General features: G+C 71.9%; 11 protein-coding genes. 9 read left to right on the top strand and 2 right to left on the bottom strand.

The window, feature by feature from the left end; all coding sequences use genetic code 11:
• Nucleotides 1-23: 23 nt before the first annotated feature.
• Together leuD and leuC are read right to left on the bottom strand one after the other, a co-directional pair.
• On the bottom strand, nucleotides 24-638 hold the full coding sequence (gene leuD / locus ABL310_RS10700) for a 3-isopropylmalate dehydratase small subunit (RefSeq protein WP_349371661.1): 615 nt from the start codon (nucleotides 636-638) through the stop codon (nucleotides 24-26).
• A gap of 2 nt (nucleotides 639-640) precedes the next feature.
• Nucleotides 641-2,062, bottom strand: a complete 1,422-nt coding sequence (gene leuC / locus ABL310_RS10695) for a 3-isopropylmalate dehydratase large subunit (RefSeq protein WP_349371660.1) — start codon at nucleotides 2,060-2,062, stop codon at nucleotides 641-643.
• 129 nt (nucleotides 2,063-2,191) lie between these two features.
• On the opposite strand from leuC, the gene ABL310_RS10690 reads away from it, so the two are divergent.
• The 9 genes from ABL310_RS10690 (at nucleotide 2,192) to ABL310_RS10650 (ending at nucleotide 11,980) form a co-directional block, all read left to right on the top strand.
• Nucleotides 2,192-3,073, top strand: coding sequence for a GntR family transcriptional regulator (locus tag ABL310_RS10690; RefSeq protein WP_349371659.1), 882 nt, complete (start codon nucleotides 2,192-2,194; stop codon nucleotides 3,071-3,073).
• A complete protein-coding gene (locus ABL310_RS10685; RefSeq protein WP_349371658.1) occupies nucleotides 3,070-4,278 on the top strand; it encodes an ABC transporter substrate-binding protein in 1,209 nt (402 codons plus the stop codon). Before ABL310_RS10690 ends, ABL310_RS10685 begins: the two co-directional genes overlap by 4 nt.
• 311 nt (nucleotides 4,279-4,589) lie before the next feature.
• Entirely contained in the window at nucleotides 4,590-5,462 is an 873-nt protein-coding gene (locus tag ABL310_RS10680) for a branched-chain amino acid ABC transporter permease (protein ID WP_349371657.1), read from the top strand.
• Complete coding sequence (locus ABL310_RS10675) at nucleotides 5,459-6,490, top strand: branched-chain amino acid ABC transporter permease (RefSeq protein ID WP_349371656.1); 1,032 nt, start codon at nucleotides 5,459-5,461, stop codon at nucleotides 6,488-6,490. The genes ABL310_RS10680 and ABL310_RS10675 overlap by 4 nt, the downstream gene beginning before the upstream one ends.
• The gene (locus ABL310_RS10670) at nucleotides 6,487-7,269 is read left to right on the top strand and encodes an ABC transporter ATP-binding protein (protein WP_374730385.1); all 783 of its coding nucleotides are present in this window, start codon (nucleotides 6,487-6,489) and stop codon (nucleotides 7,267-7,269) included. The genes ABL310_RS10675 and ABL310_RS10670 overlap by 4 nt, the downstream gene beginning before the upstream one ends.
• Nucleotides 7,253-7,954 carry an ABC transporter ATP-binding protein gene (locus ABL310_RS10665; RefSeq protein WP_349371655.1) on the top strand — a complete coding sequence of 234 codons (702 nt, stop codon included), beginning with the start codon at nucleotides 7,253-7,255 and terminating at the stop codon, nucleotides 7,952-7,954. Before ABL310_RS10670 ends, ABL310_RS10665 begins: the two co-directional genes overlap by 17 nt.
• A 4-nt stretch (nucleotides 7,955-7,958) precedes the next feature.
• The gene (locus ABL310_RS10660; RefSeq protein WP_349371654.1) at nucleotides 7,959-9,341 is read left to right on the top strand and encodes an MmgE/PrpD family protein; all 1,383 of its coding nucleotides are present in this window, start codon (nucleotides 7,959-7,961) and stop codon (nucleotides 9,339-9,341) included.
• Between the two features lie 12 nt (nucleotides 9,342-9,353).
• Nucleotides 9,354-10,247: an isocitrate lyase/phosphoenolpyruvate mutase family protein gene (locus ABL310_RS10655; RefSeq protein WP_349371653.1), complete on the top strand. Its 894-nt coding sequence runs from the start codon at nucleotides 9,354-9,356 to the stop codon at nucleotides 10,245-10,247.
• Nucleotides 10,244-11,980: a hydantoinase B/oxoprolinase family protein gene (locus ABL310_RS10650; RefSeq protein WP_349371652.1), complete on the top strand. Its 1,737-nt coding sequence runs from the start codon at nucleotides 10,244-10,246 to the stop codon at nucleotides 11,978-11,980. The genes ABL310_RS10655 and ABL310_RS10650 overlap by 4 nt, the downstream gene beginning before the upstream one ends.
• Nucleotides 11,981-12,140: the final 160 nt, after the last annotated feature.

Here is a 12,140-nt window from a genome sequence, read left to right as displayed (position 1 = left end):
AGCGTGGCGCGCCGCGCGGTTCCTCAGCGCAGGCGCGGCGCCGCCCACGGCCTGCGCTCGAGGTCCGCCGCGGCGAAGGCGGCGATCTCGTCCCGTCGGGCGAGGGTCAGGTCGAGGTCGTCCCAGCCGTTGAGGAGCTTCTCGCGGAAGACCGGGTCGATCTCGAAGGGGATCGGCTCGCCGGCCTCGGTGATGGTCTGCGTCTCGAGATCCACCGTGAGATGGTCGAGCCCGGCGTCGAGGGCGACGAGAAGGCGCTCGGCGTCCTCCTCGCTCACGATCGCCGGCAGGAGACCGTTGTTCACGGCGTTGCCGGCGAAGATGTCGCCGAAGCTCGGCGCGATCACGCAGCGAAAGCCCGCGTCGACGAGGGCGTAGACGGCGGCCTCGCGCGAGGAGCCCGCCCCGAAATTGCGGCGGGCGACGAGGATCCGCGCGCCCGCCCGCGCCGGATCGTCGAGGGCGAGCGCGCCGGTCGGCGCGCCGTCGGCCCCGAAGCGTAGGTCGTGCAGCAGGAAGCGGCCGTAGCCCTCCGCCCGCGGCGTCTTCATGAAGCGCGCGGGGATCAGCTGGTCGGTGTCGACCGAGGCGAGCGGCAGCGGGCAGGCGACGCCCTCGAGGCGGCGGAACGGCTCCATGGTCAGACCCTCCCCTGGAGCAACGGCCGCGCATCGGCGAGCCGGCCGGCGACGGCCGCGGCGGCGACCATGGCGGGCGACATCAGGTGCGTGCGCGCGCCGGGGCCCTGCCGGCCCTTGAAGTTGCGGTTCGTGGTGGAGGCGCAGCGCTCGCCCGGCGCGACGAGGTCGCCGTTCATGCCCACGCACATCGAGCAGCCGGAGGCGACCCAGTCGAGCCCGGCCTCGACGAAGATCCGGTCGAGCCCCTCCTCCTCGGCCTGGCGCTTCACCAGCGAGGAGCCGGGCGAGACGAGCCCCGGCACGGCGGCCTTGCGCCCGGCGAGCACGGCGGCGGCGGCGCGCAGGTCCTCGATGCGGGCGTTGGTGCACGAGCCGATGAAGACGCGGTCGACGCGGATGTCGGTGAGCTTCTGGCCGGGCGCCAGGCCCATGTAGCGAAGCGCCTCGCGGGCATGGGCGGCGCGGGCGGGATCGGCCATGCGCTCGGGGTCCGGCGCCGCGCCGGTGATCGGCGCCGCGTCCTCCGGGCTCGTGCCCCAGGTGACGATCGGCGCGATCTCGCCCGCCGCGATGACGACCTCGCGGTCGCAGGCCGCGTCCGGATCGCTCGCGAGCGCCAGCCAATCCTCCGCCGCACGGTCGAACAGTGCGCCCTCGGGCGCGAACGGGCGGCCGCGGACATAGGACAGCGTCATTGGATCGGGCGCGATCATGCCGAGGCGCCCGCCGCCCTCGATGGAGAGATTGCAGAGCGTCAGCCGGCCTTCCATCGACAGCGCCGACACGGCCGAGCCCGCATATTCGATGGCGTGGCCGCGCGCCCCGTCGGCGCCGAGCTTGGCGATCCAGGCGAGGGCCATGTCCTTGGCGCCGACGCCCGGCGCCAGCTCGCCCTCGAAGGCGATGCGCATGCGCTTGGGCTTCTTCTGCCAGAGGGTCTGCGTCGCGAGCACGTGCGCCACCTCCGAGGCGCCGATGCCGAAGGCGAGCGCGCCGAAGGCGCCGTGGGTCGAGGTGTGGCTGTCGCCGCAGACCATGGTGAGGCCCGGCAGGGTGAGCCCCTGCTCCGGCCCGACGACGTGGACGATGCCCTGGCGCGGATCGTCGAGGCCGAACAGCAGGATGCCGTGCGCCCGCGTGTTGGCCGAGAGCTTCTCCACCATCGACCGGACGCCCTCGTCGGCGATGGCCGCCTCGCGCCGGCGCGTGGGCACGTAATGGTCCGCGACGCCGAAGGTGAGGTCCGGCCGCGCCACCGCGAGGCCCTTCTCGGCGAGCTTGCCGAAGGCGTGATGCGAGCCCTCGTGCACGAAATGGCGATCGATGAAGAGAAGGCTGGTCCCGTCCCCGCGCGTCGCGACGACGTGCTGGTCCCAGACCTTCTCGAACAGGGTGCGCGGCCTTCCGGCTGACGGCGACATGGACGGCGTCCCCTCGGAATTCGCTCTTGACGGACGGTGCTTGTCTTATACTCTCACCAGTAAGCTGTCTCATTTATAGCGCAAACTCCTCCCCTGAGGAAAGCGCTGCTTTCGGAGGATGCCGGCGCAATGGAGACGGGGGCCAAGGCGACGGCGGATGGGAAGGCGGAGGGGAAGACCTCGGTCGAGCCGTCGAAGACGCGCCGGCTCTATCTCCTCCTGCGGGACCGCATCGTCGGCGGCGCGCTCGCCGCCGGCGCGCGCCTGCCGAGCGAGCCCGAGCTCTCCGCCGCGCACGGCGTCTCGCGGGTCACCGTGCGCCGGGCCCTCGACGGGCTCGAGCAGGACGGCCTGATCCGTCGCCAGCCCGGCGCCGGCACCTTCGTGATCGGCAAGCCCGGGCGCGAGGCGATCGTCGCGGATTTCTCGAACATGCTCGCCCATCTCGTCGAGATGGGCCGCTCGACCAGCGTGCGCCTGCTCTCCTTCGGCTACGAGACGCCCGCCCCCGCGGTCGCGGACGCGCTCAAGCTCGAGGACGGAGCGCGCACGCAGCGCTCCGTGCGGGTGCGCTACATCGACGGCGCGCCCTTCTCGCATCTCACGACGTGGGTCCCCGAGCGGATCGGCGTCACCTATTCCGAGGCCGACCTCGCCACGACGCCGCTCCTCGCGCTGCTGGAGCGCTCCGGCGTCACCACCGAGCGCGCGAGCCAGACCATCGGGGCGACGCTCGCCGGCCCCGAGGCCGCCGAGGCGCTCGAGGTGGACGTCGGCTCCGCCCTGCTTTCGCTCGCCCGCACGGTCTTCGACGAGGCCGGACGCGGGGTCGAGCACCTTCATGCGCTCTATCGGCCGGACCGTTACGCGTTCCGGATGGAGCTCATGCGCATCGGCCGGGACGGCGCGCGCCGCTGGAGCCCGGTCGCAACGACGAACGACGAAAAGACCAGAGAGAACGAGACCGGAAGGGACGACAGAGCCCCGCAACGAGGAGACCTCCAGCCGTGACTACCTCCAGCTTCACGCTCACCCGCCGCACGCTCCTCCAGGGGGCGACGGCGGCCGCCGCGCTGATCGGCGCGCCCGCTTATCTCCGCGCCCAATCCGCGCCGATCAAAATCGGCATCCTGCAGCCGATGACCGGCGCGCTCGCCTTCGACGGCCAGCAGGGCCGCATCGGCGCCGAGCTCGCCATCGAGATGATCAATGCCGGCGGCGGCATCGGCGGCCAGCCGATCGAGCCGGTCTTCGGCGACGCGCGCTCGACGCCCGAGGGCGGCACCGCCGAGGTCGAGAAGATGCAGGCCGAGGGCGTCGTCGCCATCGTCGGCGGCTTCGCCTCGCCGATCTGCCTCGCCTCCTCGCAGGCCGCGGCGCGCTACGAGCTGCCCTATCTCGTCGACGTCGGCGTCTCCGACCAGATCGTCTCGCGCGGGCTCACCAACACGTTCCGCTTCGGCCCGGGCTTCGGCAAGGTGACGCAGCAGGCGCTGGAGAACCTCGTCAAGATCAACGAGGCCGCCGGCAACCCGGCGAAGACCGTGGTGCTCGTCCACGAGGACGGCCTGTTCGGCTCCGGCCTCGCCAAGCTGCTCGAGACCGAGCTGCCCAAGCGCGGCTTCGAGGTGCTGCAGACGCTCTCGCACCCGACGCCGGCGCGCGACATGTCGAACATCGCGCTCCAGATCCGCGCCGCCGAGCCCGATCTCGTCATCCCGTCGAGCTATTACGGCGAGTTCGTGCTGCTCGCGCGCACGATGCAGCAGCAGCGCATCCGGCCCAAGGGCATCTACGCCGTCCTCAACGGCGCGGCCTCGAACTTCCGCTTCGTCAAGGAATTCCCGGACGCGGCCGAGAACGTGATGGACTGCAACCACTGGCACGACCCGCGCAAGGACGAGGCGCTCGCGCTGCGCGAGCGCGTCGAGAGCGACGGGCAGGTGTGGACCTACAACATCCCGCTCAACTACTCGAACGTGAAGCTCTTGGCCGACGCCATCGCCCGGGCGGGCTCCACCGAGCGCACCGCGATCCGCGACGCGCTCGCGGCCTCGACCTTCGAGGATCACGTCATGCCCTACGGCCCGACCGAGTTCGTCGAGGGCCAGAACCAGGGCGCGGCGCCGGTCAACACCCAGGTCCAGGGCGGCGACATCAAGGTGATCTTCCCCGAGGAGTTCGCCGACGCCGACGCGATCTTCCCGGTGACGTGAGGCGCGTTTCCAGGTTCCGCTCGCGGCGTCGAAGGCCGCGAGCGGATCTCTTTCCTTCCCTGTAGGGGAAGGTGGCCCGACGCGAAGCGGCGGGACGGATGGGGCACGCCGGAGGCGTGTTCCGCGAAGCGGAAATCGGGCGTCCCGGCACCCCTTCGGCTTCGCCGAACGCGCGTGCCGCGCGCCCCATCCGTCTCGGCTTCGCCGAGACACCTTCCCCTACAGGGAAGGAGATGAATCCGAACGCCCCACGACCCCGGCCCCTCACCACGAGGGAGCGGGAGACACGAGGCTCCGAGAGAGGCTTGCGCATGTTCTCGCCCGAGATCGTCCTGACCGCCGCGCTCAACGGCCTGATGACGGGCGCCGTCTACGCGCTGATCGCGCTCGGGCTCACGCTCGTCTACGGCGTCCTGCACATCATCAACTTCGCCCACGGCGCGACGCTCACCGCCGCCATGTTCGGCGTGCTGGTGCTGAACCAGGCGCTCGGGCTCGACCCCTATCTCGCCATCCTCGCGCTGGCGCCGCTGTTCTTCGCCGTCGGCTACGCGGTGCAGCGGCTCGTCATCGGGCCGGCGAGCCACGGCGAGGACGTCAACATCCTGCTGGTGACGCTCGGCCTCGCCATCATCATCGAGAACGCGCTGCTGGCGATCTTCCGCTCGGACACGCGCAGCGTCGACACGGCCTACGCCTTTTCGGTGGTGGAGGTGGGCGACCTCTTCCTGTCGACGCCCCGCGTGATCGCCTTCTTCGCCTCGATCGGCGTCGCCGTGCTGCTCTGGCTCGTGCTGGCGCGCACCGACACCGGCAAGGCCATCCGCGCGGTGGCGAAGGAGAAGACCGGGGCGGCGCTGGTGGGCATCGACGTCTCCCACGTCTACGCCATCACCTTCGGGCTCGGCGCGGCCTGCGTCGCCATCGCCGCCTGCCTGCTGATGCCGACCTTCTACGTCAATCCGCGGGTGGGCGGCGCCTTCGTGCTCGTCGCCTTCACCATCGTGGTGCTCGGCGGCATGGGCTCGATCCCCGGCGCGCTCGTCGGCGGGCTCTTCATCGGCGTCGTCGAGAGCCTGTCGGGCCTCTATCTCGGCGAGAGCCTGGGCCAGATCGGCATCTTCCTGATCTTCATCCTGGTGCTGCTGTTTCGCCCGACCGGCCTGTTCGGAGCCAAGGCATGAGCGCGCGCGATCTCGCCTCGGGCTTCGGCCCCATCCTCGCCGTCGTCGCGCTGCTCGCGCTGGTGCCGCTCTTCGTCACCGCCAACACGGTGCTGAACTTCCTCGTCTTCACGCTGATCATCGCGCTCGCCGCCCAGGGCTGGAACCTGCTCGCGGGCTATGGCGGGCAGTTCTCCTTCGGCCACGCCGCCTTCTTCGGGACGGGCGCCTACGCCGCCGCGATCCTGCAGGTGACTCTGGGGATCAACGCCTACGCCGCCTTCGTCGCGGGCGTGGGGCTCGGCGCGCTGGTCGGCTTCGGCATCGGCTTCCTCTCCTTCCGCTCCGGGCTGAGGGGCTCCTATTTCGCCCTCGTGACGCTCGCCTTCGCGGAGGTGTTCCGCATCCTCGCCAACGCGGCGACCTTCACCGGCGGGGCGGCGGGCGTGCTGATCCCGCTCGAGGTCTCCGCGGCGAACTTCCAGTTCGAGAGCCGCGCGGCCTATTACTGGATCGCGCTCGCCCTCGTCGGCACGGTGCTCGTCCTCAATCGCGGCATCGAGCGCGCCCGCTTCGGCGCGCAGCTCGTCGCCGTGCGCGAGAACGAGGCCGCCGCCCGGGCGCTCGGCGTCGACGCGCTGGCGGTGAAGCTCAAGGCCATCGCGCTGTCGGGCGGCATCACCGCCGCGGCGGGCTGCCTCTACGCGCAGTACTTCCTCTATCTCGACGCCACCATCGCCTACGGGCCGTGGATCTCGATCGAGGCGCTGCTCGCGCCCATCGTCGGCGGGCTCGGGACGGTGTTCGGGCCGCTCGTCGGCGCGCTCGCGCTGCACGGGCTCTCGGAGGGCTCGAAGATGTTCACCGGCGAGATCCCCGGCATCGACCTCGTCGTCTTCGGCGTGGTGCTGATCGTGATGGTGGCCTTCGCGCCGGACGGCGTGATGGGGCTCGTCGGCCGAGCGCGTCGGCGGCTCGCCGGCAAGGCCGCCACGGCGAAGGTCCCCTCCCCGGCCGCGGCGCCGGCCCGCGAGGAGACGGCGGCATGAGCCTGCTTCGCGTCGAGCACGTCACCAAGCGCTTCGGCGGCCTCGTCGCCGTCGACGACGCCTCGCTCGAGGTCGCGCCGGGCTCGATCACCGGGCTCATCGGGCCGAACGGCGCGGGCAAGACGACGCTCTTCACCGTCATCTCCGGCTTCGAGCCGGCGACGCAGGGCCGCGTCCTCTACGAGGAGCGCGACGTCACCGCCGTTCCGGCGCACGAGCGGGCGCGGATGGGGATCGCGCGCACCTTTCAGATCGTCCAGCCCTTCGCCGCGCTCTCGGTGGTCGAGAACGTCGCGGTCGGCGCCTTCCTGCACCATGCCCGGCGCGCCGACGCCCTCGCCGAGGCGCGGCGGGTCGCCGCCGAGGTCGGGCTCACGCCGATGCTCGATCAGCCGGCGAAGTCGCTGACGGTGGCCGGCCGCAAGCGGCTCGAGCTCGCCCGCGCGCTCGCCACGAGCCCGCGGCTTCTCCTGCTCGACGAGGTGCTCGCCGGCCTCAACCCCTCCGAGATCCGCGACATGATCCCCGTCATCCGCGGCATCCGCGAGCGGGGGATCACCATCCTCATCGTCGAGCACGTGATGCAGGCGGTGATGAGCCTGTGCGACGACATCTACGTGCTGGCCCAGGGCCGGATGATCGCGCAGGGACCGCCCGCGCGCATCGCCCGCGATCCGGCCGTGGTGGAGGCCTATCTCGGCCACGGCGCTGCGCAGCGGCTGCAGGCGAAGGGCGGGCTTTCGGCAGATGTGGAGGCGGCCCATGCTCGCGGTGCGTGATCTCGTCTCCGGCTACGGCGGCGTCCCCGTCCTGCGCGGCGTCTCGCTGGACGTCGGGGCGGGCGAGGTGGTGGCCGTGCTCGGCGCGAACGGCGTCGGCAAGACCACGCTCAACGCGACGATCTCGGGCCTGGTGCGGGCGTCCGCCGGCGAGGTCGTCTTCGACGGCGCGCGGATCGACGGCCTGAAGCCGCCGGAGATCGTCCGGCGCGGGCTGATCCACGTACCCGAGGGCCGCAAGATCTTCCCCAACCTCACAGTGCGCGAGAACCTCGAGCTCGGCTCCTACGCCCGCGCCCGCGCGGCCCGTGCGGCGAATCTGGAGCGCGCCTTCGACACCTTCCCGCGCCTGCGCGAGCGCGCGGGCCAAGCGGCGGGGACGCTGTCGGGCGGCGAGCAGCAGATGCTCGCGATCGGCCGCGGGCTGATGGGCGAGCCCAGGCTCCTCGTCCTCGACGAGCCCTCGCTCGGCCTCTCGCCGCTCCTCGTCGACGAGCTGTTCCGGCTGATCGCCGACATCGCCAAGGGCGGGCTCGCGGTGATGCTGGTGGAGCAGAACGTGGTGCAGTCCCTCGAGCTCGCCGATCGGGCCTACGTGCTGGAGAACGGCGCGGTGACGATGGCGGGCGCGGCGCGCGACCTCGCCGCGAACCCCGAGCTCGAGAAAGCGTATCTGGGGATGTGATGGCATGCGCGTGATCGCCGAACCCGTCCTGAAGCGCCCCGAGACGCCGGCCTGGGCCGTGCAATGGGGCCGCTTCGCCGAGCGCCTGCGCTACGAGGATCTGCCGGCGGAGGTCGTCGCGCGCACCCGGCTCGTGCTGGCCGATTCGGTCGCCGCCATCGCCGCCGGCGCGCAGGAGCCAGAGACGAAGGCGCTCGCCGAGACGCTGCTGGCGACGAGCGGCATCGGCCCGCATCCGCTGATCGGCGCGCGCATGCGCGGGTCCGCCGCGGCGGCCGCCCTGTTCAACGGCACGGCGGGCACGATGCTCGAGCTCGACGAGGGCAACCAGTACGCCCGCGGCCATCCCGGCATCCACGTCGTCCCGGCGGCGCTCGTCGCCGCCGCGCGGACCGGCGCCGCCGGGCGCGACCTGATCCTCGCGATCGCGCTGGGCTACGAGGTCGGCGCGCGCATCGGCATCGCCTCGAAGCTGCGGGTGAGCATGCATCCGCACGGCACCTGGGGGACGATCGGCGCGGCCGTCGCGGTGGCGAAGCTGCACGGCGCGAGCGCGGCGCAGATCGTCGAGGCGATGAGCGTCGCCTCCTCGCTCGGCCTCACCACGAGCCGGCGGACGATGCTCGAGGGCGGCACGGTCCGCAATTCCTTCGCCGGCTTCGCGAACCAGATCGGGCTCACCGTCTGGGATCTCGTCGCCTCGGGCTTCACCGGGGAGGCGGACGGCGTCGGCACGGTCTACGGCACGATCGCCGCCGAGGATTGGCGCCCGCAGGAGATGGTGGCCGAGCTCGGCCAGCGCTGGGAGATCGCGCGCAACTACTTCAAGCGCCACGCCTGCTGCCGCTACAACCACGCGGCCCTCGACGCGCTGTCGCAGATCACCGCGCGCGAGCGGATCGCGCAGGAGGACGTGCGCGCGATCGAGGTCGAGACCTACGTCTGGGCCGCCCAGCTCGCGAGCCAGGAGCCGCACAACATGCTGGCGGCGAAGTTCTCGCTGCCCTTCTCGATCGCCACGACCCTCGTCCACGGCGCGGCGACCGTGGAGGCCTTCCGCGAGGGCGCGCGTCGGGACGAGCGCGTCCGCGACCTCGCCCGCCGGGTGAGCGTGCGCGAGGACCCCGCCCTCACCGACCGGCTTCCGGCGCAACGGCCCGCGCGCGTGCGCGTCACGCTCGCCGACGGCCGCACGCTCACGGCGGAAGCCTTCACCAATCGGGGCGACACCGAGGATCCCTACGGCCCGGCGGAGATCGAGGAGAAGTTCCTCGAGCTCACGAGCCCCGTCTGGGGCGTGAGCCAGGCGCGCGCCCTCTACGACATGCTGAGCCGGCTCGAGACCGCGTCGGGCCTGGACGAGATCACCGCGCTTCTCGCGCGTTGACCGGAGATCGGAATGGGTTACCCCGCAAGCTTGAAACACCGCCTGAACGAACGCTCGATCGTCGTCGCGCCCGGCGTCTACGACGCGCTCACCGCGCTGCTCGCCGTCGAGGCCGGCTTCGGGACGCTCTACGTCTCCGGCGCGGCCCTCGCCTACACCCGCCTCGGGCGCCCCGACATCGGCCTCGTCTCGATGAGCGAGGTGGCCGAGCAGGTGACGATGATTCACGACCGGGTCGGCGCCGACCTGATCGTGGACGCCGACACCGGCTACGGCAACGCGCTCAACGTCCAGCGCACCGTGCGGCTGCTGGAGCGCGCCGGGGCGCGCGCTCTGCAGCTCGAGGACCAGACCTTCCCGAAGCGCTGCGGCCACCTCTCCGACAAGAGCGTGGTGTCCACGATGGAGATGGTCGGCAAGATCAAGGCCGCGGTCGACGCGCGGGCGAGCGAGGACACGCTGATCATCGCCCGCACCGACGCCGTCGCGGTCGAGGGCTTCGAGGCGGCGATCGAGCGCGCCCACGCCTATGCCGAGGCGGGGGCGGACGTGCTGTTCGTCGAGGCGCCGCGCACCCGCGCGCAGCTGGAGGGCGTCGTCTCCGCGCTCTACGGCGTCGCGCCGCTGATGGCGAACATGGTCGAGGGCGGGCACACGCCGCTCACCGAGGCGGGCACGCTGGAGGAGATCGGCTTCTCGCTCGTGATCTTCCCCGGCGCCATCGTTCGGGTTCTCGCCAAGACCGCACAGGCCTTCTACGGCGCCCTCGCGGCCGAGGGCGCGTCGACGGCGTGGTCGCAGCGGATGTTCACCTTCGACGAGCTCAACGCCGTGATCGGCACCCCGGAGATGCTGGCGCTCGGTCGCGGCTACGAGGGCGGCGGCTCGGATGGAGACGCGTCGTGAGCGCGCTCGATCCCGTCACCTTCGCCGTGCTCAAAGGCCGGCTCGAGCAGATCGCCGACGAGATGGACGCGACGCTCTACCGCTCGGCCTTCAACCCGATCATCGCGGAGGCCCGCGACGCCTGCCATGGGCTCTATCACCGCGAGACCGGCGACACGCTGGTCCAGGGCGCCAAGGGCCTGCCGATCTTCGTCGGCGCCATGGCCTTCGCCGTGCGCGCCGTGATCGAGCACGTGAACCGCACCGGCGACCTCTCGCCGGGCGACGTGTTCCTGTTCAACGATCCCTATGCCGGCGGCACGCATCTCAACGACTTCCGGCTGGTGCGCCCGATCTTCCGCGACGGCGCGCTGTTCTGCTGGCTCGCCTCGGTGGGCCACTGGCTCGACATCGGCGGCAACGTGCCCGGCGGCTACAATCCCCGCGCGGTCGAGTGCTTCCAGGAGGGCGTCTTGATCCCGCCGGTGCGGCTCTACCGGGCGGGCGTCCTGCAGGAGGACATCGTCGCCATCCTGCGCGCCAATTCCCGCGTGCCCGATTCGAACTGGGGCGATCTCAACGGCCAGCTCAACGCGCTCGATCTCGGCGAGCGGCGTCTCCACGCGCTCGTCGACGAATACGGCGAGGCGACGATCGAGACGGCCTTCGAGGCCTTCTCCGCCCGCGCCGAGGCCTTGATGCGCGAGGCGATCCGCTCGCTGCCGGACGGCGTCTACGCCTACGAGGACTATCTCGACAACGACGGCATCGTCGACGAGCGCCTCACCATCGCACTCGAGGTGACGATCGACGGCGACGCGATGCGGCTCGACTTCTCGCGCTCGTCGCCGCCCTGCCAGGGGCCGGTGAACATCGCCCGCTCGACGGCGGTGGCCGCCTGCTACGTGGCGCTCAAGCACGTCTTCACCGAGGTGCCGGCGAACGCCGGCTGCCTGCGGCCGATCGCGTTCGACATCCCCGAGACGACCTTCCTCGGGGTCTCGGCGCCCAGGCCGGTCGCCGGCTACACCGAGACGATCCTGCGCATGATCGGCGTCGTCTTCGGCGCGCTCGCCAAGGCCGATCCGGCGCGAGCGACGGCGGGGCCGTTCGGGACCATCAACGCGCTCTCGCTCTCGGGCCACCGCCCGGACGGCAAGCGCTGGGTGATGTTCTCGTTCTTCGGCGGCGGGCTCGGCGGCAATCCCGCGAGCGACGGGCTCAACCACGCCAACAACCCGATCTCGACGGCGACCATGCCCCCCGCCGAGATCCTGGAGGCGTCCTACCCCGTGATGTTCACGCAATGGGCGCTGCGGCCCGATTCGGCCGGCGCGGGCGCGCATCGCGGCGGCGTCGGCGCGGTCTACGAGGTCGAGGCGCTCTCCGAGGGCGGGGCGGAGGTGTCGCTGCTCGGGGAGCGCGGCAAGTACCCGCCGCTCGGCGTCGCCGGCGGCGCGCCCGCGGCCGCGAACCGCTTCGTCTGGGACGGGCCGGAGGGGCCGCAGGAGCCCCCCTTCGTCTCGAAGGTCACCGGCGTGCGCATCGCGCGAGGCGGGCGCGTGCGGCTGGAGAGCCCCGGCGGCGGCGGCTGGGGCGACCCGATGCGTCGCGCGCCGTCGGCGATCGCGCGCGACGTCGCCAACGGGCTCGTGAGCGTGGCCGCCGCACGGCGGGATTACGGGGTGGCGGTGGACGCGCGCGGGGCGGTGGACGAAGCCGAGACCGCGCGGTTGCGGGAGGGCGCGCGATGACGGACGCAACGCTGTCATCCCGGATTGCGAAGCAAGTCCGGGACCCAGAACCTCCGCCCTCCGGTCGAGCGCGCATGCCGCGCTCGCTGCTCCGCCCCGAACACCGCGGTGGGTCGCGATGCGGCGTATACGCCGCAAGACGCGCGTCGGCGGTTCTGGG

Source organism: Salinarimonas sp. (assembly GCF_040111675.1).
In the GTDB taxonomy this organism is placed as follows: domain Bacteria; phylum Pseudomonadota; class Alphaproteobacteria; order Rhizobiales; family Beijerinckiaceae; genus Salinarimonas.
The sequence above is the reverse complement of the archived record's forward strand: the minus strand, read 5'-3'. Positions and strand labels throughout refer to the sequence as shown.